Source organism: Pseudoxanthomonas sp. LjRoot127 (assembly GCF_964253495.1).
In the GTDB taxonomy this organism is placed as follows: domain Bacteria; phylum Pseudomonadota; class Gammaproteobacteria; order Xanthomonadales; family Xanthomonadaceae; genus Pseudoxanthomonas_A.
In genome coordinates this window covers 631,496-656,667 of the sequence record NZ_CAXUQR020000001.1, presented here as the reverse complement: position 1 = coordinate 656,667, position 25,172 = coordinate 631,496, and the positions used below count along the sequence as shown (strand labels likewise).

At 68.2% G+C, this 25,172-nt stretch carries 26 protein-coding genes; 14 read left to right on the top strand and 12 right to left on the bottom strand.

Annotated features, from left to right (window positions below; all coding sequences use genetic code 11):
- Positions 1–43 precede the first annotated feature (43 nt).
- Positions 44–247 (top strand): hypothetical protein, encoded by a 204-nt coding sequence (locus tag ACSQ19_RS03120; protein WP_435999938.1) that lies wholly within the window; start codon positions 44–46, stop codon positions 245–247.
- A gap of 15 nt (positions 248–262) precedes the next feature.
- Here ACSQ19_RS03120 and ACSQ19_RS03115 read toward each other — a convergent pair whose 3' ends face one another.
- A complete protein-coding gene (locus tag ACSQ19_RS03115; RefSeq protein WP_299346187.1) occupies positions 263–829 on the bottom strand; it encodes a c-type cytochrome in 567 nt (188 codons plus the stop codon).
- Between the two features lie 123 nt (positions 830–952).
- Between ACSQ19_RS03115 and ACSQ19_RS03110 the strand changes: the two genes are divergently transcribed.
- Together ACSQ19_RS03110 and ACSQ19_RS03105 are read left to right on the top strand one after the other, a co-directional pair.
- A complete protein-coding gene (locus tag ACSQ19_RS03110; protein WP_296278840.1) occupies positions 953–1,426 on the top strand; it encodes an SET domain-containing protein in 474 nt (157 codons plus the stop codon).
- A gap of 113 nt (positions 1,427–1,539) precedes the next feature.
- Positions 1,540–3,750, top strand: a complete 2,211-nt coding sequence (locus ACSQ19_RS03105; RefSeq protein WP_435999935.1) for a DUF5916 domain-containing protein — start codon at positions 1,540–1,542, stop codon at positions 3,748–3,750.
- Between the two features lie 40 nt (positions 3,751–3,790).
- Here the strand turns inward: ACSQ19_RS03105 and ACSQ19_RS03100 are convergent, their stop codons facing one another.
- The 8 genes from ACSQ19_RS03100 to fusA form a co-directional block, all read right to left on the bottom strand.
- Entirely contained in the window at positions 3,791–4,348 is a 558-nt protein-coding gene (locus ACSQ19_RS03100; RefSeq protein ID WP_435999933.1) for a hypothetical protein, read from the bottom strand.
- 9 nt (positions 4,349–4,357) lie between these two features.
- Positions 4,358–4,927 carry a DUF1439 domain-containing protein gene (locus tag ACSQ19_RS03095; RefSeq protein WP_435999931.1) on the bottom strand — a complete coding sequence of 190 codons (570 nt, stop codon included), beginning with the start codon at positions 4,925–4,927 and terminating at the stop codon, positions 4,358–4,360.
- Positions 4,928–4,980: 53 nt separating this feature from the next.
- On the bottom strand, positions 4,981–5,280 hold the full coding sequence (locus tag ACSQ19_RS03090) for a helix-hairpin-helix domain-containing protein (protein WP_435999929.1): 300 nt from the start codon (positions 5,278–5,280) through the stop codon (positions 4,981–4,983).
- Positions 5,281–5,305: 25 nt separating this feature from the next.
- Positions 5,306–5,617: a DUF3861 domain-containing protein gene (locus ACSQ19_RS03085; protein ID WP_435999927.1), complete on the bottom strand. Its 312-nt coding sequence runs from the start codon at positions 5,615–5,617 to the stop codon at positions 5,306–5,308.
- A gap of 107 nt (positions 5,618–5,724) precedes the next feature.
- Complete coding sequence (locus ACSQ19_RS03080; protein ID WP_435999925.1) at positions 5,725–6,297, bottom strand: M23 family metallopeptidase; 573 nt, start codon at positions 6,295–6,297, stop codon at positions 5,725–5,727.
- Positions 6,298–6,301: 4 nt separating this feature from the next.
- The gene (locus tag ACSQ19_RS03075; RefSeq protein WP_435999923.1) at positions 6,302–6,943 is read right to left on the bottom strand and encodes a tellurite resistance TerB family protein; all 642 of its coding nucleotides are present in this window, start codon (positions 6,941–6,943) and stop codon (positions 6,302–6,304) included.
- Positions 6,944–7,079: 136 nt separating this feature from the next.
- Positions 7,080–7,478 carry an HU family DNA-binding protein gene (locus ACSQ19_RS03070; protein WP_296278832.1) on the bottom strand — a complete coding sequence of 133 codons (399 nt, stop codon included), beginning with the start codon at positions 7,476–7,478 and terminating at the stop codon, positions 7,080–7,082.
- A 244-nt stretch (positions 7,479–7,722) separates the two neighbouring features.
- Positions 7,723–9,768, bottom strand: coding sequence for an elongation factor G (fusA, locus tag ACSQ19_RS03065; RefSeq protein WP_435999921.1), 2,046 nt, complete (start codon positions 9,766–9,768; stop codon positions 7,723–7,725).
- 203 nt (positions 9,769–9,971) lie between these two features.
- On the opposite strand from fusA, the gene ACSQ19_RS03060 reads away from it, so the two are divergent.
- The 4 genes from ACSQ19_RS03060 (at position 9,972) to ACSQ19_RS03045 (ending at position 13,682) form a co-directional block, all read left to right on the top strand.
- Positions 9,972–10,406 carry an OsmC family protein gene (locus ACSQ19_RS03060; RefSeq protein WP_056878156.1) on the top strand — a complete coding sequence of 145 codons (435 nt, stop codon included), beginning with the start codon at positions 9,972–9,974 and terminating at the stop codon, positions 10,404–10,406.
- The gene (locus ACSQ19_RS03055; RefSeq protein ID WP_435999918.1) at positions 10,403–11,098 is read left to right on the top strand and encodes an alpha/beta hydrolase; all 696 of its coding nucleotides are present in this window, start codon (positions 10,403–10,405) and stop codon (positions 11,096–11,098) included. Before ACSQ19_RS03060 ends, ACSQ19_RS03055 begins: the two co-directional genes overlap by 4 nt.
- A gap of 70 nt (positions 11,099–11,168) precedes the next feature.
- A complete protein-coding gene (locus tag ACSQ19_RS03050; protein WP_299346213.1) occupies positions 11,169–11,879 on the top strand; it encodes a glycine zipper 2TM domain-containing protein in 711 nt (236 codons plus the stop codon).
- 168 nt (positions 11,880–12,047) lie between these two features.
- Positions 12,048–13,682, top strand: a complete 1,635-nt coding sequence (locus ACSQ19_RS03045) for an amidohydrolase (protein WP_299346215.1) — start codon at positions 12,048–12,050, stop codon at positions 13,680–13,682.
- A gap of 116 nt (positions 13,683–13,798) precedes the next feature.
- Here the strand turns inward: ACSQ19_RS03045 and ACSQ19_RS03040 are convergent, their stop codons facing one another.
- Both ACSQ19_RS03040 and ACSQ19_RS03035 read right to left on the bottom strand, forming a co-directional pair.
- A complete protein-coding gene (locus ACSQ19_RS03040) occupies positions 13,799–14,677 on the bottom strand; it encodes a PhzF family phenazine biosynthesis protein (protein ID WP_435999915.1) in 879 nt (292 codons plus the stop codon).
- A gap of 30 nt (positions 14,678–14,707) precedes the next feature.
- Complete coding sequence (locus tag ACSQ19_RS03035) at positions 14,708–15,586, bottom strand: PhzF family phenazine biosynthesis protein (protein ID WP_435999913.1); 879 nt, start codon at positions 15,584–15,586, stop codon at positions 14,708–14,710.
- Between the two features lie 87 nt (positions 15,587–15,673).
- Between ACSQ19_RS03035 and ACSQ19_RS03030 the strand changes: the two genes are divergently transcribed.
- The 5 genes from ACSQ19_RS03030 to ACSQ19_RS03010 all read left to right on the top strand — a co-directional run bounded on the left by ACSQ19_RS03030 (position 15,674) and on the right by ACSQ19_RS03010 (position 22,375).
- Positions 15,674–18,304 (top strand): bifunctional aspartate kinase/diaminopimelate decarboxylase, encoded by a 2,631-nt coding sequence (locus ACSQ19_RS03030; RefSeq protein ID WP_435999911.1) that lies wholly within the window; start codon positions 15,674–15,676, stop codon positions 18,302–18,304.
- Positions 18,288–18,782 (top strand): hypothetical protein, encoded by a 495-nt coding sequence (locus tag ACSQ19_RS03025; protein ID WP_435999909.1) that lies wholly within the window; start codon positions 18,288–18,290, stop codon positions 18,780–18,782. Before ACSQ19_RS03030 ends, ACSQ19_RS03025 begins: the two co-directional genes overlap by 17 nt.
- The gene (gene murL / locus ACSQ19_RS03020; RefSeq protein ID WP_435999907.1) at positions 18,779–20,134 is read left to right on the top strand and encodes a UDP-N-acetyl-alpha-D-muramoyl-L-alanyl-L-glutamate epimerase; all 1,356 of its coding nucleotides are present in this window, start codon (positions 18,779–18,781) and stop codon (positions 20,132–20,134) included. Before ACSQ19_RS03025 ends, murL begins: the two co-directional genes overlap by 4 nt.
- The gene (murD, locus tag ACSQ19_RS03015) at positions 20,115–21,518 is read left to right on the top strand and encodes a UDP-N-acetylmuramoyl-L-alanine--D-glutamate ligase (RefSeq protein WP_435999905.1); all 1,404 of its coding nucleotides are present in this window, start codon (positions 20,115–20,117) and stop codon (positions 21,516–21,518) included. The genes murL and murD overlap by 20 nt, the downstream gene beginning before the upstream one ends.
- 74 nt (positions 21,519–21,592) lie before the next feature.
- Complete coding sequence (locus ACSQ19_RS03010) at positions 21,593–22,375, top strand: dienelactone hydrolase family protein (RefSeq protein ID WP_435999903.1); 783 nt, start codon at positions 21,593–21,595, stop codon at positions 22,373–22,375.
- A 16-nt stretch (positions 22,376–22,391) separates the two neighbouring features.
- Here ACSQ19_RS03010 and ACSQ19_RS03005 read toward each other — a convergent pair whose 3' ends face one another.
- A complete protein-coding gene (locus ACSQ19_RS03005; RefSeq protein WP_435999901.1) occupies positions 22,392–23,390 on the bottom strand; it encodes a polyprenyl synthetase family protein in 999 nt (332 codons plus the stop codon).
- Positions 23,391–23,543: 153 nt separating this feature from the next.
- On the opposite strand from ACSQ19_RS03005, the gene ACSQ19_RS03000 reads away from it, so the two are divergent.
- Together ACSQ19_RS03000 and rfbB are read left to right on the top strand one after the other, a co-directional pair.
- Positions 23,544–24,041, top strand: a complete 498-nt coding sequence (locus ACSQ19_RS03000) for a single-stranded DNA-binding protein (protein WP_296278818.1) — start codon at positions 23,544–23,546, stop codon at positions 24,039–24,041.
- 69 nt (positions 24,042–24,110) lie between these two features.
- Positions 24,111–25,166 (top strand): dTDP-glucose 4,6-dehydratase, encoded by a 1,056-nt coding sequence (gene rfbB, locus ACSQ19_RS02995; protein WP_435999898.1) that lies wholly within the window; start codon positions 24,111–24,113, stop codon positions 25,164–25,166.
- The last annotated feature ends 6 nt before the right edge of the window (positions 25,167–25,172 follow it).

The window sequence follows — 25,172 nt, the reverse complement described above, 5'->3', positions numbered from 1 at the left end:
GGGCCCCGTCCACTCCCGGACAGTCCCTTCCAGGAACGCTTCGATGACCACCACCCACGCCTCTTCCGGTTCCGCCCCGTCCGCCCACGGACTGGACCAAGGCTTCCTCTGGCGCGTGCTGCTCGCCATCGGCGGCGTCTATCTGGCGGTGAAGCTGTTCCGCGGGCTGGGCCAGCTGTTCTGGACGGTGTTCGGCCTGGCGCTGGGCCTGGTCTGGATGTTCAACGGCCGCCTCTTCCCCTGGTGAGGCGGCCGCACGCCTTCAGTGGGCCGCAGGCGCGTCCGCTGGCGGGGTCGGCAACACCAGGCCGAGGTAGGGTGCCGGCGGGGTCTGTCCCGGCGGCAACGCCTCGGGCGCGGGCTGGCCGGCGGCACCGAGCGAATGCACGAAGCGGTAGATCGCGCGGCGGTCTTCCTCGGTCATCGCGCGCACGGCGAAGTCCGGCATCATCGGGCGGGTACGCAGGTTGGCGCTGTACTCGAGCCACTGCGCTTCGGTGAGCTGCTGCATGCGCAGCCGCAGGTTGCTCGGGTAGGTAGTGCCCCACGGCCCGTGGAAGCCCATCGGCGAACCCACCAGCCAGCCGGCCTTGTCGGTCGTGCCGCCGGATTCGGCGTAGCCCGGCGTGTGGCAGTCGTTGCAGCCGGTGGTTCGCACGAGATATTCGCCGCGGGCGAGCAGGTCGGCGGCGCTCGGCGCGGCCGACGGCAGTGGGGCCGTCGTCGGCGTTTCCGCAGGCTGGCAGGCGGACAGAGTGAGGCACAGGGCGGTGGTGAACAGGAGCGGGCTGGCGCGCATGGTGGTGGTCGCAATGAGGGGAACGGGCATCGAACGCGCGGCCCTGCGCAGACCGGCCACCCGCCGCAGCCGCAGCGTTCAGGCGAGGGAAAGTTGGGAAACGCCCTGCGCATGGGCGAGAATCCCCCTTCCTTCCTCCCGCCGGACCCCCGCATGCCCCGCAAGATCGAAGCCCGCCAATCCGACATCCACGGTAACGGCGTGTTCGCCATCGCGCCGATCGAGAAGGGCGAGCGCGTGGTGGAGTACAAGGGCAAGCGGCGGACCCATGAAGAAGTCGACGCCGACGACACCGGGGACGTCGACTCCGGCCACACCTTCCTGTTCACGCTCAACGACGACTACGTCATCGATGCCAACCACAAGGGCAACAAGGCGCGCTGGATCAACCACAGCTGCGACCCGAACTGCGAGGCCGTCATCGAAGAGCATGACGGCAAGAACCGCAAGAAGGACAAGGTCTTCATCGAAGCGATCCGCGCCATCAAGCCTGGCGAAGAGCTGACCTACAACTACGGCATCACCCTTGCCGAGCCGCACACCGCGCGCCTGAAGAAGATCTGGGCCTGCCGCTGCGGCAGCAAGAAATGCACGGGCACGATGCTGCAGCCCAAGAAAGGGCGCTGATCTCCACTTGGCACGGATGCCGCGGGAAGCCGAAAGGTTGAAATGACCGAAGGCAGGTGTGGCCCGTGTTTCCCGCCGCTAACGTGCGCGCACCGGACCACCACCCGCCTGCCATGACCCTGACCCGATTCGCCGGCCTGCTCGCGCTGGCCCTGCCGTGCAGCCTTGCCCATGCCGTCGAGATCGACGGCCGCATCGATCCTGCCGAATGGCAGGAAGCACGCCACGTCACCGACTTCCGCAAGACCCAGCCACTGACCGGCGAGCCGGGCTCGCTCGCGACGGAGGCATGGATCCTGGCCACGCCCGATGGTCTCGCCATTGCCTTCCGGGCCACGCATCCCTCCAGTGTTCCGCGCACGCGGCAGAAGGTGCAACGCGACTTCGACGAACAGGTCGACCGCGTGAACGCCTTCATCGATTTCGATGGCGATGGCCGGACGGGATATGCCTTTACCGTCAGCTCGACTGGCGGCATCGCCGACGAGATCATCACCAACGAGAACCAGTTCAGCGACGACTGGGACGGTCAGTGGCGCCACGCGGTGGCTGAAGACGAGCAGGGCTGGTCTGTGGAACTGCTGGTCCCTTGGCATACCGCGCCGATGCGCGACGGCACCGACGGCCAGCGCACGCTGAAAGTCTTCCTTGCCCGCGTGATCGGCGCGACCGGCGAGCGCATGGCCTGGCCGCAGGCGAGTTTCGAGCGGCCGCGCTTCCTGTCCGATTTCGCACCGGTCACGGTTGCCCGCTACGACCAGTCGCTGCTGGCGATCACGCCCTATGTCTCCGGCCTGTACGACAACGTCGGCGGGCGGGGCGACCTGAATGCCGGTGCCGATCTGTTCTGGAAACCGAATGGCCGCTTCCAGCTCACCGCGACGCTGAAGCCGGATTTCGGCCAGGTCGAAGCAGACGACCTGGTGGTCAACTTCAGCGCCACCGAAACCTTCATCAGCGACAAGCGCCCGTTCTTCACCGAGAACCAGGGCATTTTCGAACTGACCACGCCGTCGGACGACAGCCAGCAGCTCTATACGCGCCGCGTGGGCAGCACCGGCGACATCGTCGCGGCGGTGAAATTGAACGGCAGCCTGGGCCAGGCCAACTACGGGCTGTTCTCCGCCGACGAGGACGGCGCAACCGGACGCAGCTACCACGCGGTGCGGCTGGTACGCGACTTCGAGAGCCAGAACCTCGGCGCGATGCTGAGCCGCGTCGACGATCCTTCGCGCGATCGCGAGGCCACCGTGCTGGGCGTGGACCACAACTGGCGCCCAAGCGCGCGCTGGAACATCCGTACGCGCCTGCTGGGCAGCCGCATCGACCAGGCCGGCAGCGATACCGGCGATGTCGGTGCGACGGTATGGGCCGACTACGAAATGGACCACGGCTGGCGCCAGCAATGGATCGCCATGCACTTCGGCAACGATCTGCAGCTCAACGACTTCGGCTACCTGTCGCGCAACAGCACCAATTACCTGCATTGGGAAGTGCGCAAACGCTTCACCGACATGCCGGCGGACTCGCGTTACGCCTCCAAGGATTGGCGCTGGCGCGTCAGCAGCAGCCACAACAACCATGGCGACAAGCTCAATGACCAGTTCCGCATGAGCCGCGAGGGCCAGCTGCGCAACGGCAGCTACGAATATGCGCAGATCAACGTCAACAGCGCGGGACTGGCCGATACCGTGCTGCGCGGCAATGGCGTGATCCGGCTGCCGGCGAACTTCAACACCTACTTCGAGTACGAGCGGCCGCGCAAGGGCGACTGGGCGCACGAGACGGAGATGGAGATCGTCAGCGGTGGCCTGGCGGGCAACCGCAAGCTGGGCGGCGGCGTGGGTTATACCGGTACGTACTTCATCAACGACGCTTTCAGCCTCTACGGCGGCTTCTATGCGCTGTACACCCCCGACTGGCTGGTCTGGCAGCGCGAAGACCTGGTCGGCGGTTTCCGGCGCCGCCAGGTCAGCCTCGACGCGGGGCTGGACTGGGTGATGTCGGACCGCCACGAACTGCGCGTGAAGATGCAGGCGATCGCGCTGGATGCCCGCGTACGGGATGCGTGGCGCTTCGATGCGCTGGGCCATGCGCTGGCCGCGTCCGATACGGTGGACGACTTCAGCGTGCGCAACCTCGGGTTCCAGATCCGCTACCGCTACGAGCTGGCGCCGCTTTCGTACCTCTACGTGGTCTACGCGCGTGGTGGCTACGATCAGCGTACCGGAACCGACGACGTGGGCGGCCTGCTGCAGGACAGCCTGCGCTTGCGCGACGACGAGCAACTGGTGGTCAAGCTGAGTTACCGCTTCGAGATCTGAGCGCGCACCGCCCGACGGCGGTACGCAGCGTCTGTCGCGCTCAGCGAGTGACGGGCGGGGCCAGTTTCAGTTCCACGTGACCGTCTCGGATCCGCAGCGAGTCCGCATCCAGCGGGCCGGGTGCCTGGGCGAGATCCTCGGCGGTGAGGGTGTAGAGCGGCCGCGTGCGCGCGTACTCGCCGACCAGCTCCTGCAACGCCTCGCGCGAGCCGCCCGGCAGACCGCGGCCTGCCGCACCGGTACCGATGTGTTCGATGCGGGGATCGACCAGGTGCAGGCCCCGGGTGTCGGGGTCGTACCGCAGTCCGCTGCTGACCACCACGTTGCCGTTCTCGAGCCGGTCGCCATTGGCCAGGCCGACGTCATAGTCCATCTGCAACTGCAGGCGCTCACCCGGGACGGGAATGCGCACTTGCGGATCGGTCAGGGTCAGGGAGGCGAAACCTTCGAGCAGTGCGTGCTCCACAGGAAAGCCGGCGCGGGCGGCCGCCTGCAGCTGGGTGGCGTCGAAGCGGAGCGTGCCGGCGTTGTCCGCCCCGGCCAGAGAGGGCAGCGCGACTGCGCAGAGCAGGGCGATACGGGGGATCAGGGTCTTCATCGTGCTGCCTCACTGCAGGTGGATGACCACGCGGCCATCCTCGATCAGGGCGCTGCCGATGCGCTTGCTGGCGGGCAGGCGCTGCAGGATGTCGTTGTCGATGCGGTAGACCGGCTCGCTGCGCGCGTATTCGGCCAGCACGGTGTTGACCAGTTGGCGCGTACCGCCGGACATCAGCGAACCCGACCCCGGCACGTCGACCGACAGGATCTCGGGATTGTCCAGGTGCAGCCCGCGCGTCGCTGGGTCATAGCGCAGTCGGCTGGCGAGCGCGAAGTGGCCACGGCTGACATCGCGAGCGCCGAGCGCACTGACGCCGATGTCGAAGTCCAGCCGGAGGCGGTCATCGCCCGACGGAATGCTCAGGCGCGGATTGGTCAGCGTGGCCGAGACCAGTCCCCCCAGCTTGTCGAACTCGCGCGGGAAGCTCTGGTTGAGGTAGCGCTGCAGCTGCGGCTGGGTGAAGTTGATCTGGTTGCCGAACAGGCCAGTGACTGCATCCAGGGTTTCGCAGCCCGAGAGGGCGAGCGTGGCGGTGGCGGCGAAGGCGGCGACCAGGAAGCGGCGGCGGGTGCGCATGGAAAGCTCCGTGACGGGTCGCCGCACCTTAGCCGTAACCGCCTGTCCGACGGCTAACCGGCGAGTGCAGGGTCGTTGCGGAATCGCTGTTTGCGCTCCGCGGTGTAGTGCCACCAGGGTAGAGGACCACTGCCTTCCATGAAGCGCACCGCCGCGATGAAGCAGTCGCACAGGCAGGGATCATGGCGCTGGCCCGTCGCCTCGTTCACCCGCTGGTAGAGCGCGTACGGATCCTGGCCGACCAGGTCGCCGGGGCCGAGGATGCCGATGCCGCGCAGGTCGCCCGCGATGGACGGCCCGATGTTCGGGAGGTCCTCGAGCCGGTGGGCGTCGTCGGCGCTGCGGGCTTTCATCGCTATGGACTGCCGCAGGGGAAGGTCAGCTGCCGTCCCGGCTGCGCGTCTTCAGCGCGGCGATGAACGTGCCGATGTGTGGACGCAGGGGGGCGAACAGGTCGTCGGCATCCCTGCGGTGGTCGAGCATCAGTCCGCTGAGCAGCTTCGTGCCGACGACCAGTGCGGCGCGCTCGTCGCCACTGAGGCCGCGCTGGCGCTGGACGTTCTCGAGGATGCGCATCCAGTCGTCGTGGCAGCCATGCTCGAATTCGATGGTGCAGCGGCCGGGGGAGGGCTGGCCATCGCCCTCAATCGGCGTGACGGTGATGCGATAGCGGTGGGAGTCGTTGGGCATGGCAGCGGTACAGGCACGCGTCGGGGACGAATCAAAGATAGGCCCACACGCCGTGGGTAACGAGCGTCGCCCCCGCGATGGACTGTTCCGCCCGGCGGCGCGGCGGTTCAGTCGACGGTCGCGGTGGCCGCGCCTGCCGTGAACAGCGGGAGCGGATCGTAAGCGCCAGCGGCGCCATAGATGCCGTAATGGAGGTGCGGTGGCGTGCCTCGCGCATTGCCGGTCGTGCCGACGAACCCCAGCACGTCACCGGGGTGCACGACTTGGCCGTCGGCCAGGCCGGGCGCCCAGTCGTCCAGGTGCGCGTAGTAGTGGCGCTCGCGTCCCGGGCCGAGCACCCACACCTGCTTGCCCCCCAGTCCGCCATCGCGGATCGACACCACGATCCCGCGCGTCGCGCTGACGACAGGCGTGCCGCGCCTGGCGAAGATATCCACGCCCTGATGGGTACGGTCGCGGCCTCGCGGCGCGCCGAACGTGTCGGCCACCTGTCGCGCCCGCACTCCCTCGACGGGAACGGGCAACGCGGTCGGCGCGGGCGCCCGCGAGATATCCCACAGCATGCGGGCAGGGGCCATGAAAGGCCGGCCCCATGCCCACGCCAGCAGCATCGCCAGCACGGCCAGCGACAACAGCGTCCAGGCCAAGCGCCTCAGGCGCCGCGCGGCGGGCCGCACCATTCGATCAGCCCTGCGGAGAGGACTGCATCTGCGCCAGCTGGCGTTCCAGCTGCGCCTTCAGCGACGGATCCAGCTTCAGCTGCTTCGCCAGCTCATCCAGATAGGCGCGCTCCATGAAACTCTGTTCGTCGGCGACCATCAGGCTGGCCAGGTACATCTCCGACGCGATCTCCGGCGTACTGCCGGCGCGCGCGACGTCCGCCGGATCCAGCGGCTTCTCCAGCTCGGCATGCAGCCACTGCTGTACATCGCCGTCGGTGCCGAGTCGGGCGAATTCGCCTTCGATCACTTCGCGCTCGCGCGCATCGATGTGGCCGTCGGCCTTCGCTGCCGCGACCAGCGCCGTGAGGATGGCCTGGCTGTGCAGCTCCACCTGCGGCGGCGGAAGGCGATCCACGGTCTGCGGACCGGCGCCGGCGGCGAACCCGCCCTGCTGCCGCTTGTAGTCCCCATAGGCCCGATAGGCCATCACGCCGATCGCGGCCAGGCCGCCATACGTGGCGAGCTTGCGGGTGGTCTTGTTCTTGCCCAGCAGCAGGCCCAGCGCGCCGCCGCTGATCGCGCCCTTGCCGAAGTCGGCGTTGAGTACGCTGCCGCTGCCGCTGGAGGATTTCAGCAGATGGTCGAGGAAGCCCTGGATCTTCATGCGCGGAGCACCTTGTCGTGGGGAGATGAAGGATGACGTGCGGGCGATGCCGGGGCTTCGCAAGGGCGGCCAGCGGCATCAAAAAAAAACGGGACGGCATGGCCGTCCCGTTCGTGTCACGCGAGGTGCGCCGCGATCAGGCGGCGGCGTCCTTCAGCTTCTTCAGCGGACGGACCTTGACCTTCACCGTGGCGGGCTTGGCGGCGAACCACTGCTCTTCCTTGGTGAACGGGTTGATGCCCTTGCGCTTCGGCTTGGCCGGCACGTTGACGGCCGTGATCTTCAGCAGGCCGGGCAACGTGAAGGCGCCCGCGCCCTTCTTGTTCACCGAGGCGTGCACGGCGCTTTCCAGCGAGGCCAGCACGGCGCGGACGTCCTTGGCGGCCACGGAGGTCGCTTCGGCGATGTGGGCGACGAGGCCCGACTTGCTCAGCGCTTCCTTGATCGGCTTCGGGGCGGCCGGCTTGGCGGCGGCCTTCGGTGCAGCTTTCTTGGCGGCCTTTTTCGGCGCGGCCTTCTTGGTGCTCTTTGCCATGTGTCCTGTCTCTACTGTCGAGTGGTTGGGTAATCGGGCCGATCGCATCGGCAAGCGAAATGTAGGGCAAAGGAATGGCGCCGCCAAGGGCAGGAAGGCCCCGAAACCGCTTTTTTTTCGCTTTTTTCGTGTTTTTCTGTCGCCGCGTGTCGGAAATCGCCTGTCGGCATGACCAAATCACCTTTCGCATGCGTCGATGCGCAAGGACGGTCGCCACCACCGCGACCGCATGACGCACCCCGGCTCACTCGTCGTCGTGGCGCGGCTTGTACGCGTCGACCAGCTTCTGCTGCACGTTCGGTGGTACCGCTTCGTAGTGGCTGAAGTCCAGGCTGTAGCGTCCCTGGCCGGCGGTCATGGACTTCAACTCGGCCGCATAGCCGTCCAGTTCCGCCAGCGGCACCTGTGCCTTCACCACAATCCCGTCGCGCACCGCGTCGGTACCGTTGATGCGGGCGCGCTTGCCCGCGAGGCTGCCGGTGATGTCGCCCACCTGTGCCTCCGGCACGACGACTTCCAGATCGACCACCGGTTCCAGCACCTGCGGCCGCGCCTTGGCGATGGCGTCGAGGAAGGCCTTCTTTCCGGCCGCGACGAAGGCGACTTCCTTGCTGTCGACCGCGTGGTGCTTGCCGTCATGGACGACGACCCGAATGTCCTGCAGCGGATAGCCCGCCAGCGCGCCGCTGCCCAGCACCTGCCGCACGCCTTTCTCGACGGCCGGCAGGAACTGGCCGGGAATGACGCCGCCTTTCACTTCGTCGACGAATTCGAATCCGCTGCCCCGGGGCAGGGGCTCGACGCGCAGCGAGACTTCCCCGAACTGCCCCGCGCCGCCGGTCTGTTTCTTGTGGCGATGGTGGCCTTCCGCTTTCGCGCCGATGGTTTCGCGATACGCGATGCGTGGCGGTCGCGTCGTCACCGCGACACCGTGACGGTCCTTCAGCCGCTCCAGCATCACCCTCAGGTGCAGGTCGGAGAGGCCTCGGATGACGGTTTCGTTCAATTCCGGCTGGTGTTCGACGATGAACGCCGGATCCTCTTCGGCCAGCTTCTGCAGCGCGAGAGAGAGCTTCTGTTCCTGGCCCTTGCTGGCGGCTTCGATCGCCAGGCCGAACATCGGCCTGGGGAAATCGATCGGCGCCAGGTGGATGTGGTCCTCGTCGTGGCTGTCGTGGAGCACGGCGTCGAAATGCAGGTCCTCGACCTTGGCCACGGCGGCGATGTCGCCGGGGATGGCCTGGTCGACTTCCACGTGGTCCTTGCCCTTGAGCTTGAACAGATGGCCGACCTTGAACGGCTTCTTGCCGTCGTCGACGAACAACTGCGTGTCCTTCTTCAGCGTCCCCTGGTACACACGGAAGATGCCCAGCTTGCCGACGAACGGATCGTTGACGATCTTGAAGACATCGGCGATGACGTGCGCGCGCGGGTCGGGCACGGCCTCGATCGACTGCGGGCCGGCGCCGTTGAGCTTCACGAACGGCGGCGGATTGGCCTCGGCCGGATTCGGGAACAGGCGTTCGGCCACGTCCAGCAGTTCCTTCACGCCCACGCCCGTGCGCGCGGAGGCGAAGCACACCGGCACCAGGTGGCCTTCGCGCAGGCACTGTTCAAAGGCATCGTGCAGCTCTTCGCCCGACAGGCCGCCTTCGCCCAGGTCCAGATAGTGCTCCATCACCGTTTCGTTGATCTCCACCACCTGGTCGATGATCTTCTGGTGCCAGTCGGCGACATCGCCCAGGTCGGACGTGCCGGTCGATTGCCAGAAACAATCGATGACCGCCTTGCCGCCGTCGGCAGGCAGGTTGAGCGGCAGCACTTCGGCGCCGAACTCCTCGCGCAGCGCGGCGAGCACACCGGCGCAGTCCGCACCCTCGTGGTCGATCTTGTTGATGACGATGGCGCGGCAGAGGTTGCGCTGGGAGGCGCGATCCATCAGCCGTCGGGTGCCGTGGGCGACGCCGCTGTCGGCATCGACGACGATCAATGCGGTTTCCACGGCCGACAGGGCCGACAGCGTCGGGCCCCGGAACTCGGGATAGCCCGGTGTATCGATCAGGTTGACGTGCATGCCGCCGTGGTCGGTGCTGGCGATGGCGGTGTCGATGGAATGGCCACGCGTCTTCTCGATCGGATCGTGATCCGAGACGGTCGTGCCGCGCTCGATGGTGCCTGCCACCTGGAGGGCGCCGCCGGCATGCAGCAGGGCTTCGAAGAGCGTTGTTTTGCCGGCGCCGGGGTGGCCTGCCAGGGCCACGTTGCGGATCTGTTGTGTGCTGTACGACATGAGGCCGTTCCTCCCGTGGGTTGGGTCGAAGGGCCGTCATGGCTGTCCGGGCTGAGCGCGTCCCGTGAGCGTGCGCTCGGCGGGCGGTCATGGCGGGCGGCCAGCATCTGCGCGTGCGGGGGAGGGGTCAAGTCGCACTGCGGTACATGGCGTGAACATCCGTCGGTGTACCCTTCGCTTCCCCTGACCCGAGGAGCACGACCATGGCTTTGAAGCGTTACGCGGATGCGGTGTGGGCTGGCGATCTGCAGTCCGGCAAGGGCAGCCTGAGCACGCCGCAGAGCGGCCTGTTCGAAGGCCAGAACTATTCGTTCAAGACCCGCTTCGGCGACGAGAAGGGCACAAATCCGGAAGAACTGCTGGCGGTCGCCCATGCCGGCTGCTTCACCATGGCGTTGTCGGCGGTGCTCGGCAAGGCGGGCTTCACGCCCGACAAGCTGCAGACGCGCGCCGAGGCGACGATGGAACCGGGCATGGATCCGGGCCCGACGATCACCGCGATCAAGCTGACCGTCTCGGCGAGCGTGCCGGGGATCAGCGCGGCGCAGTTCGAGGAGATCGCCCAGCAGGCCAAGGCGGGTTGCGTGATCTCGCGCGCGCTGTCTGTGCCGGTATCGCTGGAGGCGACCCTGCTTTGACGGACACGCGGGCCGCCTTGTTCGTGCATGGCGCGGGCGGTGGCGGTTGGGAGTGGAATGTGTGGCGTGGCGTGTTCGAGGCGGCGGGCTTCCAGGTGGCGGCCCCCGACCTCGTGCCCGTGCGCGGCGACGTGGCGGCCACGCATATCGAGGACTACCAGGCGCAGGTGCGCGCGGCGTTGGCGGCATTGCCGCGGCCGCGCGTGCTGGTCGGTGCGAGCCTGGGCGGATTGCTCGTACTGGATGCCGCCGAGGGTGCGGATGCGGTGGTGCTGGTGAATCCGTTGCCGCCGGCGCCGTGGCACGTGGACATGCCGGCACGCGACTGGCCCGATGTGGTGCCGTGGCGGCGCGACGCGCGATTGTCCGGCACACTCAGGGCACTGCCCGAGGCGGACGACGCGACGACGTTGTACGCGTTCCGCCGTTGGCGCGACGAGTCCGGTGCCGTGCTGCGCGAAGCCCATGGTGGTGTCGCGGCGGAACGTCCCGCATGCCCGATGCTGTGCGTGGCGTCCGCGCAAGACGACGACGTGCCGCCTGCGATCACGCGGGCGATGGCCGAGGCGTGGGGCGCGGAGGTGCTGCAAACGGTCTCAGGTTCGCATGTCGGGCCGTTGCTCGGGCGCGAAGCGGCCGGCATTGCCGCGCAAGCTGTCGAATGGCTAAACCGGGCCGCGAAAACCGGCTGAGTTCAGCCATGTTTCACCCGCATCGGCCGAGCATGCCAGCACGCCAATCCGGCGTGGGGGAGTACCCGACATGAAGCGTCTATCCGCCACCGTGCTGGCCATCGGCCTGCTCGCTTCCGGCGTGGCATCCGCGCAGTCCACGCGCTATTACGGCACGACGGACCGCTACGGCGACGAACCCTATTACGACTACGCGCGCGTGGTCCGCGTAGACCCGGTCATCGACAACGGCTACCGTGAGACGCGCGGCGCGGCCCAGCAGTGTTACTACCGGGATGCCGACGACGTCTATGCGCGGGACGACTATCGTGGCGATGTCTACGGGACTCGCGACTACGGCGATGTCTACGACAGCGGCGACTATCGCGACGTTTACGGGCAGGACGGTTATGGCGAACGCCGCGTATCCAGCGGAGGCAACGAAGCTGGCCGTACCGTGGCCACCGTGATCGGCGGTATCGCCGGTGCGGTACTGGGCAGCAAGGTGGGCGACGGCAGCGGACGCTATGTCGGCACGGCGGTGGGCTCCATGGTCGGCGGCATGGCGGGCCGCTCCATCTACGACAACAGCCAGCGCAACCGCCAGGTGCAGCGCGGGCAGGTGCGCGTCTGCGATCCGGTGCCCGCGAACGACGGTCGATACGATGAACGCTACGAACGCGACGGGCGCGTTTCAGGGTACGACGTGACGTACGAATATGGTGGCCGTACCTACCGTACCCGCACCGGCTACCACCCGGGCGATCGCATGCGCGTACGCGTGGACGTGCGTCCGGAATGACGGAGCGGGCATGGTGAGCCCGATGTGGCAGGCGGGCGAGAGTCGCGAGAAGGGGCCGCAAGGCCCCTTTTCCATGGGCGTTGCCGTGCCGGCCCACTCCGCGCATAGTCCCGCGCTGGATCAATGCGGGGGTGGGATATGCGGCATTTGGCGTGGGGGGTGGCGGGCTTGCTTGCGTGCACGGGCGTCGTGCAGGCCCAGGTGAAGTTGGTGACCGGCGCGCGCGTGCATACCCTGGATCCTGCACGCCCTCTCGTCGAAGCGATGGCATGGGACGAGCAGGGCCGCATTCTGGCGGTCGGTGATGCGCGTGATCTGCTGGCACGTTATCCCGGCGCGAGACGCATCGATGCGCCGGGCAAGACGGTGATTCCGGGTCTGATCGACGCGCACGGCCACGTCATGGGATTGGGCTACGCACTGATGCGGGCGGACCTGGTGGATGCGGCGGACAAGGCCGAGGTCATCGCGCGCCTGCGCGCTTTCGAGATGTCATTGCCACCGGGGGCGTGGCTACTGGGCGGTGGCTGGGACCAGAACGACTGGCCGGGCAAGGCCTTTCCGACGGCCGAAGATCTCGATGAGGCGTTTCCCGACCGTCCCGTCTGGCTCGAGCGCGTGGATGGCCATGCGGGCTGGGGCAACAGCGCGGCGCTGCGTGCCGTCGCTGCGAAGGCATCGCGTCCGTTGGACGGCGACTGGCAGCCCGAGGGCGGGCGCATCGAGCGCGTCGCAGGCAAGCCTACCGGGGTGTTCATCGATGCCGCCATGTCGCTCGTCAATGACGTCGTCCCGGCACCGGATGCGGCCTATCGCCGACAGGCGCTGGAGAAGGCCACGCAGGCCGCCGTGCGCCATGGCCTGACGGGCGTGCACGACATGGGTGTGTCGCGCGAGGACCTGGCGCTGATGAAGCAGTTCGCCGATGAAGGCCGCCTGCCGCTGCGCATCGATACCTACGCCGACGGCAATGGGGACGCACTGGCGGATCTGTGTGCGCACGGCCCGTATCGCCACGCGGGCGGCCGCCTGCAGATGCGGGGCGTGAAGCTGTACGCCGACGGTGCCCTCGGCAGCCGAGGCGCTGCCCTGCTGGAGGACTACAGCGACGATCCCGGCAACCGTGGCCTGCTGGTGACCGAGCCGGCGGCGCTGGAAGCGGCGATGCGCAGGGCGCGCGGCTGCCACGTCCAGGTGGCCACGCATGCGATCGGCGACCGTGGCAACCGGCTGGTGCTGGACACGTACACCCGCGTGCTCGGCGATGCTGCGAAGACCGACCATCGCTGGCGGATCGAGCACGCGCAGGTGGTGGCGCCGGAGGAATTCCCGCGGTTCGCCGCACTGGGCGTGATCGCGTCGATGCAGCCCACGCATGCGACCTCGGACATGCCCTGGGCGCAGGATCGCCTGGGCCCGACGCGCATCAAGGGCGCCTATGCGTGGCAGCGCCTGCAGGCGAGCGGCGCGAAGCTGGCGCTGGGATCGGATTTTCCAGTGGAATCGGTCGATCCGCGGCGCGGACTGCACGCCGCGGTGACGCGCCAGGACGGGCACGATGCGCCCGCGGGTGGCTGGATGCCCGATCAGCGCCTGAGTGCGGGCGAAGCGCTGCGCGGCTTCACCGCCGATGCGGCATGGGCGGCGCACGACGAGGCGGAGGTGGGCAAGCTAGCTCCCGGCCTGCGTGCGGACTTCGTCATCCTCGACGAGGATCCCCTGGCCGTGCCGGGCGAACAGCTCGATGCGCTGCACGTCCGCTCTACCTGGGTGGATGGCAGGCCGGTGTACGAGGCGAAGTAAGTTCTTGCCTCTGTGGGAGCGACGTCAGTCGCGACGGCTCACCGCGCCCGGTCGCCTCGCGCATTCAAGGACTGCGCTTTCGCGACTGACGTCGCTCCCACAAGAAGCCGCCATCGTTACCAGTCGATCTGGCCGGTCACGATGGTGCGCACATGGCCGCCGGACCAGACATCGCCGGCAGGGTCCACGCGCAACTGCAAACGGGCGTCGTAACCGACTTCGCGGCCCTGGCTGACGACGTAGCGTCCGTCGCGGCCGGGCAACGCGTTGCGCGACGCCAGCCAGGCGGCCAGCGTCGCGTTGGCCGCACCTGAAGCCGCGTCCTCGAAGGCGGCGGGCGCGCCGACGAAAGCGCGCACGGCCAGGTCGTAGTCGCGGCCCGGCGTTCGTGCATAGGCGCAGACACCCATGCTCTCGGTAGCGCGCGCCAACGCACTGATCGCGTCCCAGTCCGGCGAGGCGCTGCGGAGCGTGGCTTCGTCGCGCACCTCGGCGAGCCACCAACGGCGGCCACCGTCGACGAGAGCGGCGGGCAGCACACCTGGCGACAGGCCTTCGAGGGCGGCGCCCAGCAGGCCATCGCCCGAGGGATCGCCTTCCTTCAGCACCGTCGCGCGCGGCGTGCGCACGGCGATGGTGCGGTCCGCACCGTCGCCATCGACACGCAGCGGCAACACGCCCACGACGCCTTCCTGCATCAGCACGCCGTCGACCGGCGCGGCCAGGCCCGCCTCCAGCACCACGTGCGCGGTGCCGACGCTGGGATGGCCGGCGAACGGCACTTCGCGGCGTGGACTGAACATGCGCACAGCGTAACTCGCGCCCGGTCGGGTGGGCGCGAACACGAAGGTGGTTTCCGGCAGGCGCGTCCAGCGGGCGATCGCCTGCATGGCGGCATCATCGAGGCCGGCGGCGTCGAGGACGACGGCCAGCGGATTGCCCGCGCCGGGGCGGTCGGCGAACACGTCCAGCTGGACGTAGCGGCGGAGGGTCATGGGGGCGTTGTCGCGTGGGGGCCGCGCAGCTTACCAATTCACCTGGCCGTCGATGACCGGCTGCACCTGACCGCCGATCCAGACTTCGCCTTCGTCGTCCACCGTCAGGTGAACACGGCCATCGCGACCGAGCTCGCGGCCCTGGCTGGCCAGATAGCGGCCCGCAGTGCCGGGCAACGCGCCCGCGGCATTCAGCGCGGCCGCGATGCAGGCATTGACGCTGCCGGTGACCGGGTCTTCCGGGATGTTGTCGGCGGGGCAGAACGCGCGTACCGCCAGGTCGTGGTCGTCGTGCACGCCGGCGCGGCCGAAGACGGCCAGCCCGACCGCACCCGTGGCCTGGGTCAGCGCGGCGATCGCCGGCAGGTCTGGCTGCAGGGCGCGCACGGCGGCCGCGTCGCGCAGTTCCACCAGCCACCAGGCGGGGCCGTTGTTCCAGAGCGCGGCGGGCAGGCCTGCCGCAGGCAAGCGAGCGAGCATGGCATCGCGTTCGGGCAGGGCGGCAGCGACCTCCATCGGGTGCGCCCGCGGCGCACGCAGGCGGATCGCGCGTTGCGGGCCGTCGCCCTCCACCCGCACGGGAAGCAGGCCCGCCGCGCATTCCTGCACCAGCGTCGCGGAGGCGGGCACCAGGCCGGCGTGCAGCGCGACCCATGCCGCGCCCACGCTGGGATGGCCGGCGAACGGCAGCTCCTGGCGCGGGGTGAAGATGCGGATGCGGTAGCTGGAGTCTGGGGTGGTCGGGGACAGGAAGAAGATCGTCTCCGACAGATTGGTCCAGGCGGCGAACGCCTGCATGCGCGCCGTGTCCCATCCACCGGCGTCCAGTACGACGCCCAGCGGATTGCCCGCGCCGGGGCGGTCGGCGAAGACGTCGACCTGCAGATAGCGGTGTGAGGTTCGTTGCATGCGGTACGGTCCGGTCGCGCGCGGGAGCTTGGGCTAGAATCGACGGTTCACGCCCGAAGGGTTCGGGCATTCCCCGTCATTCTATCCATGCCTTCTGCCACGCCTGCGTCTGATCGTTGGATCGTCCTCAAGTTCGGCGGCACCTCGGTGTCGCGTCGCCATCGCTGGGACACGATCGGCAAACTGGCAAAACAGCGGGCGGACGAACAGGGCGCGCGCGTGCTGGTCGTGGTGTCGGCGTTGTCCGGCGTCACCAACGAGCTGACCGCCATCGCCGACGGCGCGGCCGATAGCGCGGAACGCGTGGCGAAACTGGAACAGCGCCATCGGGAATTCCTCTCGGAGCTCGAGCTGGACGCCGATGCCGTGCTCGGCGACCGCCTGGCGGCACTGCGCAACCTGCTGACCGATCCGCGCGCCGCGAGCCGCGCGCTCGACTGGCAGGCCGAGGTGCTGGGGCAGGGCGAACTGCTCTCGTCCACGCTTGGCGTGGCCTACCTGCGCGCGCAGGGACTGGATTTCGGCTGGGTCGACGCGCGGCACTGGCTGCAGGCGAACTTCCTGCCGAACCAGAGCCCGTGGGCGCAGCGGCTGTCGGTGTCGTGCAACACCGCGCCGGACCAGGACTGGCGCCGCGCGTTCGCGGGCCAACCGACGACGATGCTGCTGACGCAAGGCTTCATCTCGCGGCACGCCGATGGCGGCACAGCCATCCTCGGCCGCGGCGGCTCGGATACGTCCGCCGCGTATTTCGGTGCGCTGCTCGGTGCGCAGCGCGTGGAAATCTGGACCGACGTACCCGGCATGTTCAGCGCGAATCCGCGCGAAGTGCCCGATGCGCGCCTGCTGACGCGACTGGATTATTACGAAGCGCAGGAAATCGCGACCACCGGCGCGAAGGTGCTGCATCCGCGTTCGATCAAGCCATGCCGCGATGCCGGTGTGGCAATGGCCATCCTCGATACCGAGCGGCCGGAGTTGCCGGGCACCACCATCGACGGCAACGCCCTGACCGTGCCGGGCGTGAAGGCGATCAGCCGCCGCAACGGCATCGTGCTGGTCTCGATGGAAGGCATCGGCATGTGGCAGCAGGTCGGCTTTCTGGCCGACGTGTTCGCGCGCTTCAAGAAGCATGGTCTTTCGGTGGACCTGATCGGTTCGTCGGAGACCAACGTCACCGTGTCGCTGGACCCCAGCGAAAACCTGGTGAACACCGACGTGCTGGCCGCGCTGTCGGCCGACCTGGCGGAGATCTGCCGGGTGAAGGTGATCGCGCCGTGCACGGCCATCACCCTGGTCGGGCGCGGCATGCGGTCGCTGCTGCACAAGCTGTCCGATGTGTGGGCGATGTTCGGCCGCGAGCGCGTGCACCTGATCTCGCAGTCTTCGAACGACCTCAATCTGACCTTCGTGATCGACGAGGCTGATGCCGACGGCATGCTGCCGCTGCTGCACGAGGCGTTGATCGACAGCGGCGCCATGCCCGTCGAGGAGGCCAGCGTGTTCGGTCCCAGCTGGCGGGAGATCAACGGCGCGGTCCGCCATCGCGGCGTGCGCTGGTGGAGTGCGCCTGCCGCCCGCGAACGGCTGCTGTCGCTGGCGCGGGCCGGCACGCCGCGCTACGCCTACAACCTGGACATCGTCCGCGCCCGTGCCCGCGCGCTGGCCGCGATCACGGCCGTCGATCATCGTTTCTTCGCGATCAAGGCCAATTCGCATCCCGCCATCCTGCGGGCGCTGGTGGAAGAAGGATTCGGCCTGGAGTGCGTGTCGCGCGGCGAACTGGAGCGCGTGTTCGAGATCGCGCCTGCGCTGCCGATGGAGCGAGTGCTGTTCACGCCGAGCTTCGCGCCGCGCGAGGAGTACGCATTCGCGCTGGAGCGGGGCATCAACGTCACCCTCGACAATGTCGAGGCGCTGCAGCAATGGCCCGAGATCTTCCGTGGTCGCCGCCTGTGGCTGCGCGTCGACCTGGGGCGCGGCGACGGCCATCACGACAAGGTGAAGACTGGCGGCAAGACGTCCAAGTTCGGCTTGCCGCTGGCCAAGCTGGAGGCCTTCCTCGCAGCGGCCCGCGCGATCGACGTGCGCGTCGTCGGCCTGCATGCGCACCTGGGCAGCGGCGTGGAAAGCGCACAGCACTGGAACCAGATCGCCGATGAGCTCGGCGGACTGGCCGACCAGATCGGCACCATCGAGACGATCGACATCGGCGGTGGCCTGCCGATTCCCTACGCCGAAGGCGACGAGCCGTTCGACCTGGCGGCGTGGGGCGAGGGCCTGGCCGCGATCAAGGCTGCGTACCCGGCGTACCAGCTCGTCATCGAGCCGGGCCGCTACCTGGTCGCCGAGTCGGGCGTCCTGCTGGCCCACGTCACGCAGGTCGTGGAGAAGCTCGGCATCCGCCGCGTGGGCAGCGACGCGGGCATGCATACGCTGATCCGCCCGGCGCTGTACGACGCGTGGCACGACGTGACCAACCTGTCGCGTCTGGAAGACACCGAACAGGAACCGTTCGACGTGGTCGGCCCGATCTGCGAATCTAGCGACATCTTCGGCAAGCGCCGCAAGCTCGCGTCCGCGACGGCCGAGGGCGACGTGCTGCTGTTCTCCGACGCCGGCGCGTATGGGTTCGTGATGGCCAGCCATTACAACCTGCGCGGCTTGCCGGCGGAGGATGTGATCGATGGGGTGTTTGGCGATGTCGCCGCGCACTGAGTTCGTCCTGTCCAGCCTGCTGACCGCCGCGTTGCTGAGCATCGCGGTGGTGGTGCTGATGGATGTGGATCGCCGCATGCCTGGCGTCGCCGAGTTCACGGCGGCGTTGCGGTTTGCGCCCGCTGCACTCCTGGCGGTCGGGCTGGGCGCCTGGTTCGTCACGCGATGGCAGGCGCGTGCGCAGCGCGCGGGCCAACGCTGGAAGGCGGGCGGCATGACCTTGCGCCTGCTGCTGGTGGTGCTGCTGCTGTTTCCGCTGTCGCTGTCCGCCTGGGCGGTCACCGCGATCGCGATCGACTCGTTGACCGCCAGCCACCCAGGCGGATCGGACGAGGCGCTGGCCTGGCTGCCGGTCCTCGTCTTCTACGGCTCGCTGCTCGCGACAGTGTTCGGCGCTGCGCCGTTGTTCGCTATCGAATATTTCGCCTGCCGCCGCTACCTGCGCCGACGGGCCGCACTTTCCCCGGATCACGCATGACGACTTTCGACAAATCCAGCATCCGCACTTTCCGTTTCGTCCGTTGTTCCTTCGATGCGGAGACCGGCGTCGCGCGGTTGGTGTACGCCTTCGACGACGGTCCGGAGCTGACCGAGACGGTGACCGTACCGGGCGCGCCGTTCGCGCTGGACGCCACGCGTGCGCAGGCGGTCGAGCACGCCGTGCGCCTGCTGCACCTGGTCACCGGCGTGAGCTACTACAAGGCGGCGGTGCCGAACGAGATCCGCATCGATGGCTACGCGATCGACGCGGCCACGGCCGTGCTGATGGAACAGGTCTACGTGCATGGGCTGGGCGAGTTTGCCTATCGCAACGGCCTGAGCCTGCATGGCCGCGTGCGGTTCCCGGTGGGTGCGCCGGCGCAGGCCGCGGCACCCGCCGCGGGTCTGCAGGAACACGCACTGGTCGCCATCGGCGGCGGCAAGGACTCGCTGGTCAGCATCGAGGCGCTCCGCGGTGCCGGCATCGAGCAGACCGTCACCTGGATCGGCGGTTCGCAGCTGATCGCGGCCTGCGCGGCGCGCACGGGCCTGTCGACGCTCAACATCGGCCGCGCGCTGGCGCCGGAACTGTTCGAATACAACCGCCAGGGCGCGTGGAACGGGCACATCCCGGTCACCGCGATCAACTCGGCAATCATGGTGCTGGCGGCGTTGCTGCACGGCGTGGACCAGGTAGTGTTCTCGAACGAGCGCTCGGCCAGCTACGGCAGCATGATCCCGGGCACCGGCGAGGTGAACCACCAGTGGTCGAAGGGCTGGGCGTTCGAGAGCGCGTTCGGCGCGCACGTGCAGTCGCACGTGGCCGCCGACCTGCAGTACTACTCGCTGCTGCGTCCGTTGTCGGAGCTCGCGGTGGCGCGGCAGTTCGCCCGCACCGATCATTACGACGCGCATTTCTCAAGCTGCAACCGCAATTTCCACCTGCTCGGCGAACGCCCCACCAACCGCTGGTGCGGTGTGTGCCCGAAGTGCCACTTCGTATTCCTCGCGCTGGCGCCGTTCATGCCCAAGCCGCGCCTGGTCGGCATCTTCGGACGCAACCTCCTGGATGACGCCAACCAGACGGGCGGCTTCGACGCCTTGCTGGAGTACCAGGACCACAAGCCGTTCGAGTGCGTCGGCGAAGGCCAGGAATCGCGCGCGGCGATGGCGACGCTGGGTGACCGGCCTGAATGGCGCGAGGACGTGATCGTCGCGCGCTTCAACCGCGAGATCCGCCCGCAACTCGATGCATCGGAACTGGCCGTGGCGCCGTTGCTCGAGATCGGCGGCGAGCACCGCATCCCCGCTGCGCTGTGGGAGCGCCTGCGTGCAAATTTCGCAGCTTGAGGGACGGCGTGTCGCACTGTGGGGGTGGGGGCGCGAAGGTCGCGCCGCCCACCACGTGGTGCGCGCGCGGCTTCCCACGCTGCCGCTGACGCTGTTCTGCAACGCGCAGGAAGCCGCAGAGGCCGCGGCGCTGGGCGATCCGCTGCTCTCGATGGAAACCGAAGTGACCACCGAACGCTTGTCGGCGTTCGAGATCGTCATCAAGTCGCCCGGGATCAGCCCGAACACGCCCACAGCGGTGGCTGCGGCGGGCGCAGGTACGCGTTTCATCGGCGGCACCGGCCTGTGGTTCGGCGAACACGCGGGCGCCGACGGCGTGGTCGCGCACACGTTCTGCGTCACCGGCACCAAGGGCAAGAGCACCACCACCTCGTTGCTGGCGCACCTGCTGCGCGCGGCAGGCAGACGCACGGTGCTGGCCGGGAATATCGGCCTGCCGATGCTCGAAGTGCTGGATCCGCGGCCGGCACCGGACGAGTGGGCCATCGAGCTGTCCAGCTACCAGACCGGCGATGTCGCCGACAGTGGCGCACGCCCGGACGTGGCGATCGTGTTGAACCTGTTTCCCGAGCACCTGGACTGGCACGGCAGTGAAGCGCGCTACATCGAAGACAAGCTGAAGCTCGTCACCGGCGCGCACCCGCGCATCGCCGTGCTCAATGCCGCCGATCCTCGCCTGGCTGCGCTTGAGCTGCCGCGCAGTGACGTGCGCTGGTTCAATCATGCCGAGGGCTGGCACCTGCGCGAGGACGACCTGTATCGCGGCGACGTGTTCGTCATGGACACCCGCCCGCTGCCGCTGCCGGGACGCCACAACCGCAGCAACCTGTGCGCCGTGCTGACCGCACTGGAAGCGCGGGGCATCGATGCGCTGCCGCTGGCGGCGCATGCGCAGTCGTTCCGTCCGTTGCCCAGCCGCCTGCAGGCGATGGGCACGCGCGACGGCATCACTTGGGTCAACGATTCGATCAGCACCACGCCGCATGCCACGCTCGCCGCGCTGGAGTGCTTCGCCGGACGGCGCATCGCGCTGCTGGTGGGCGGGCACGACCGTGGGGTGGACTGGTCCGATTTCGCTTCGCACATGCGCCACGACGCGCCGGCCACCATCATCACGATGGGCGCCAACGGCCCGCGCATCCACGCCTTGCTGGCGCCCGTGGCAAGCGAGGCGGGGTTCACGCTGATCGGCGTGGAGACGTTGCCGCAGGCGATCGCCGCCGCACGCGAGGCGTTGGGCGATGAGGGCGTGGTGTTGTTGTCGCCTGGTGCGCCCAGCTTCGGTCAGTATCGCGACTACGTGGCGCGCGGCAGGCACTTCGCGGAACTCGCCGGATTCGACCCGGATGCGATCACGTCGATTCCAGGCCTGGGGGCCGGCTGAGGCCGCACGCCTCGTCAGATCGCGTGAACACGGCGGGCGTACACTCGCAGGCCATCCCCCAAGGAGATCGCGCGATGCGCCGCATGTTGCTCTTGCCCTGCCTGCTGTCCCTGCTGTGGTCGCCCGCATTGCTGGCGGCGCCCGTCGCCAAGCCGGTGGAATGGAAGATCGGCGGCGATACGTTCGCCGGTGTGCTCGTCTACGACGATGCCGTGAAGAAACCGCGCCCCGGCCTGGTGATGGTGCCCAACTGGAAAGGCGTGAACGCGTCCGCGATCGAGAAAGCGCACTTGGTCGCCGGCGACGACTACGTGGTGCTGGTGGCAGATGTCTACGGCAAGGGTATCCGCCCGAAGACCGATGCCGAAGCCGGACCGGTGGCCACCGCGATGCGCGCGGACCGGCCGACATTGCGCGCGCGTGTGCAGAAGGCGGTCGAGGTGCTGAAGCAGCAACCCGGAACGCTGGTCGACGCGACCCGCATCGGCGCATTCGGTTATTGCTTCGGTGGCAGCACGGTGCTGGAGCTCGTTCGTGCCGGCGACGCGTTGTCGGGTATTGTCAGCCTGCATGGCGGGCTCGCCACCGATCTGCCGGCGGCCGGTCCGGTGAAGTCACCCGTGCTGGTGCTCAACGGGGGCGATGACACCTACGTATCCGCGGCGGAGATCACCGCCTTCCAGGACGAGATGCGCAAGGCCGGCGCCGACTGGCAGTTCGTCAGCTTCGGCGGTGCGGTGCACTGCTTCGCCGAATCCGATGCGCAGAATCCGCCGGGCTGCGTGTATCACGCGCCGTCGGCAAAGCGCGCCTACCGGATGATGGCGGACTTCTTCGCCGACGTATTCGCCCGCTGACCGGGCGCGGGCGCGCTCAGTGCCCGCGCTCCACCGCATAACGCGCCAGGCCGCGCAGGGCGGCGAGCGCCTCGGATGCCGGCAGGCCGTCGAGCGCCTGCTCAGCCAGCGTCGCGTAGTGGTGCGCACGCGCGCGGCTGTAGTCCAGGCCCCCGGTCGCACGGATCGCCGCCAGCACCTCGGGCATCCCGTCCGCCTCGCCGGCCTGCACGATGGTGCGCAGGCGGTCCGCGGTGGCCGCATCCGAGTGGCGGATGGCATGGATCAGCGGCAGGGTCGCCTTGCCCTCGGCGAGGTCATCGCCCAGGTTCTTGCCCAGCGCCTCGGCATCGGCGGTGTAGTCGAGCACGTCGTCGGCGATCTGGAAGGCATAGCCCAGCGCCATGCCGTAGTCGTAGAGGCGACGTTGGGTGGCGGTATCGGCGCCGGACGCCAGTGCACCCAGTTGCGTGCCCGCCGCAAACAGGACGGCCGTCTTGCGCTCGATCACGCGCAGGTAGGCGGCCTCGTCGGTGTCGGGGTTGTGGACGTGCAGCAGCTGCAGCACTTCGCCTTCGGCGATCCGGTTGGTCGTGTCGGCCAGCAGGCGCATCACGTCCATGCGGTCCAGTTCCACCATCAGCTGGAAGCTGCGCGAATACAGGAAATCGCCGACCAGCACGCTCGGCGCGTTGCCCCACAGGGCGTTCGCCGTGCTGCGGCCACGGCGGAGGTCAGATTCGTCCACCACGTCGTCGTGCAGCAGGGTGGAGGTGTGGATGAACTCGACGATGGCCGCCAGTTGGTGATGGTCCGGCGCGGTCGGTCCGCAGGCCAGCCCGGCCAGGACCACCAGCATCGGCCGCAGGCGCTTGCCGCCTGCCGAAATGATGTGGTCGGCGATCTGGTTGATCAGGACCACGTCCGAGGCCAGCCGCGCCCGGATCAATGCGTCGACAGCCGCCATGTCCGCTTGCGCGAGCGACTGGATGGCGGGGAGGGTCAAGGCGGAACGGGGGGAATCGACGACGGACATGGGGCGAGGTGCCGGAAAGTCACGTAATTATAAGGTCTGGCGTGCGGCAATGCCCTACATGTGAGCCGGTCGGCGGCCGATGGCGGGACCCCGACGGGTATACTTCACTGGTCTTTGCCCGCGCTCGGCGGGCATCCCTGAACGGATATCGATATGGCCCGCGGCATCAATAAAGTCATCCTGGTCGGCAACCTCGGCAACGACCCAGAAACCCGCTACACCCAGGGTGGCATGGCGATCACCCGCATCAGCCTGGCGACCACCAGCGTGCGCAAGGACAAGGACGGCAACCAGCAGGAGCGCACCGAATGGCACCGCGTGGTGTTCTTCGGCAAGCTCGGCGAGATCGCCGGCGAATACTTGCGCAAGGGCAGCTCGGTGTACGTGGAAGGCTCGATCCGCTACGACAAGTACACCGGCCAGGACGGGCAGGAGAAGTACTCCACCGACATCATCGCCGACGAGATGCAGATGCTGGGCGGCCGTGAGGGTGGTGGTGGCGGTGGCATGGGCGGCGACCGCCCGGCCCGCGCGCCGCGCCAGGACTATGGCAGCCAGGGGGGTGGCGGCGGTCAGCGCCGTTCCGCGCCTGCACCGACTTCGCAACCGGCGCCGATGGACGATTTCGCGGATGACGACATTCCGTTCTGAGCTTCCCAACGTGTATGGGTTTAACCGGGATCTGGCGTGACCAGGACTAATTGAAGAAAGGAGCAACACATGCCTACATGGCTTGTCACCGGCGGCGCCGGTTTCATTGGCGGGAACTTCGTGCTGCGCGCTGTCGCCAGCGGCATCAAGGTGATCAACCTCGACGCACTGACCTACGCCGGCAACCTGGATACCCTGGCGTCCCTCCAGCACAATCCGCTGCACGTATTCGCGCAGGGCGATATCGGCGACCGGGATCTGGTGTCGCGACTGCTCCGCGAGCACCGCCCCGATGCGGTCGTCAACTTCGCGGCAGAAAGCCACGTCGACCGTTCCATCGACGGGCCCGGCGCCTTCATCCAGACCAACGTGGTGGGCACGCTGGGCCTGCTGGAGGCGACGCGCGACTACTGGAAGGCATTGGAGGGCGAGCGGCGCGGAAATTTCCGTTTCCTGCACGTCTCCACCGACGAGGTCTACGGATCGCTGGGGGAGACCGGAAAGTTCACGGAAACCACGCCTTACGCGCCCAACTCCCCGTACTCGGCGTCCAAGGCCGCGTCCGACCATCTGGTCCGCGCCTTCCACCACACGTATGGTTTGCCGGTCCTGACGACCAATTGCTCGAACAACTACGGCCCGTATCATTTCCCCGAGAAACTGATTCCGCTGATCATCGCGCGGGCACTGGCGGGTGAACCGCTACCAGTGTATGGCGATGGCAGGAACGTGCGCGACTGGCTGTTCGTCGGCGACCATTGCAGCGCGATCCGCCGGGTGCTGGAGAAGGGCCGCGTCGGCGAAACTTATAATGTCGGCGGCAATGCCGAAAAACAGAACCTCGAGGTCGTGCACACGATCTGCGCGTTGCTGGATGAGCGCGTGCCGCGCGCTGATGGGCAATCCCGCAGCTCCCAGATCACCTTCGTCGCAGACCGGCCTGGCCATGACCGGCGCTACGCGATCGATGCATCGAAGTTGCGCGACGAGCTGGGCTGGGAGCCCGAGTACACCTTCGAACAGGGCATCGCCGAGACCGTCGACTGGTACCTGTCCAACCAGGATTGGGTGAAGCGCGTGCTGGACGGCAGCTACCGCCTGGAACGCATCGGCACGGCCGCGTAAGGGAAG

Bases quoted from the DNA above. Each gene is read 5' to 3' on its own strand.
- ACSQ19_RS03090 (WP_435999929.1), bottom strand. From the start codon at position 5,280: ATGAAAGCCCGCAGCGCCGACGACGCCCACCGGCTCGAGGACCTCCCG.
- ACSQ19_RS03080 (WP_435999925.1), bottom strand. From the start codon at position 6,297: ATGGTGCGGCCCGCCGCGCGGCGCCTGAGGCGCTTGGCCTGGACGCTG.
- ACSQ19_RS03030 (WP_435999911.1), top strand. From the start codon at position 15,674: ATGCCTTCTGCCACGCCTGCGTCTGATCGTTGGATCGTCCTCAAGTTC.
- ACSQ19_RS03085 (WP_435999927.1), bottom strand. From the start codon at position 5,617: ATGCCCAACGACTCCCACCGCTATCGCATCACCGTCACGCCGATTGAG.
- ACSQ19_RS03100 (WP_435999933.1), bottom strand. From the start codon at position 4,348: ATGAAGACCCTGATCCCCCGTATCGCCCTGCTCTGCGCAGTCGCGCTG.
- fusA (WP_435999921.1), bottom strand. From the start codon at position 9,768: ATGTCGTACAGCACACAACAGATCCGCAACGTGGCCCTGGCAGGCCAC.
- ACSQ19_RS03050 (WP_299346213.1), top strand. From the start codon at position 11,169: ATGAAGCGTCTATCCGCCACCGTGCTGGCCATCGGCCTGCTCGCTTCC.
- ACSQ19_RS03025 (WP_435999909.1), top strand. From the start codon at position 18,288: ATGTCGCCGCGCACTGAGTTCGTCCTGTCCAGCCTGCTGACCGCCGCG.
- ACSQ19_RS03000 (WP_296278818.1), top strand. From the start codon at position 23,544: ATGGCCCGCGGCATCAATAAAGTCATCCTGGTCGGCAACCTCGGCAAC.
- ACSQ19_RS03070 (WP_296278832.1), bottom strand. From the start codon at position 7,478: ATGGCAAAGAGCACCAAGAAGGCCGCGCCGAAAAAGGCCGCCAAGAAA.
- ACSQ19_RS03120 (WP_435999938.1), top strand. From the start codon at position 44: ATGACCACCACCCACGCCTCTTCCGGTTCCGCCCCGTCCGCCCACGGA.
- murL (WP_435999907.1), top strand. From the start codon at position 18,779: ATGACGACTTTCGACAAATCCAGCATCCGCACTTTCCGTTTCGTCCGT.
- ACSQ19_RS03060 (WP_056878156.1), top strand. From the start codon at position 9,972: ATGGCTTTGAAGCGTTACGCGGATGCGGTGTGGGCTGGCGATCTGCAG.
- ACSQ19_RS03115 (WP_299346187.1), bottom strand. From the start codon at position 829: ATGCCCGTTCCCCTCATTGCGACCACCACCATGCGCGCCAGCCCGCTC.
- ACSQ19_RS03035 (WP_435999913.1), bottom strand. From the start codon at position 15,586: ATGCAACGAACCTCACACCGCTATCTGCAGGTCGACGTCTTCGCCGAC.
- ACSQ19_RS03010 (WP_435999903.1), top strand. From the start codon at position 21,593: ATGCGCCGCATGTTGCTCTTGCCCTGCCTGCTGTCCCTGCTGTGGTCG.
- ACSQ19_RS03075 (WP_435999923.1), bottom strand. From the start codon at position 6,943: ATGAAGATCCAGGGCTTCCTCGACCATCTGCTGAAATCCTCCAGCGGC.
- ACSQ19_RS03005 (WP_435999901.1), bottom strand. From the start codon at position 23,390: ATGTCCGTCGTCGATTCCCCCCGTTCCGCCTTGACCCTCCCCGCCATC.
- ACSQ19_RS03105 (WP_435999935.1), top strand. From the start codon at position 1,540: ATGACCCTGACCCGATTCGCCGGCCTGCTCGCGCTGGCCCTGCCGTGC.
- rfbB (WP_435999898.1), top strand. From the start codon at position 24,111: ATGCCTACATGGCTTGTCACCGGCGGCGCCGGTTTCATTGGCGGGAAC.
- ACSQ19_RS03095 (WP_435999931.1), bottom strand. From the start codon at position 4,927: ATGCGCACCCGCCGCCGCTTCCTGGTCGCCGCCTTCGCCGCCACCGCC.
- ACSQ19_RS03040 (WP_435999915.1), bottom strand. From the start codon at position 14,677: ATGACCCTCCGCCGCTACGTCCAGCTGGACGTGTTCGCCGACCGCCCC.
- ACSQ19_RS03110 (WP_296278840.1), top strand. From the start codon at position 953: ATGCCCCGCAAGATCGAAGCCCGCCAATCCGACATCCACGGTAACGGC.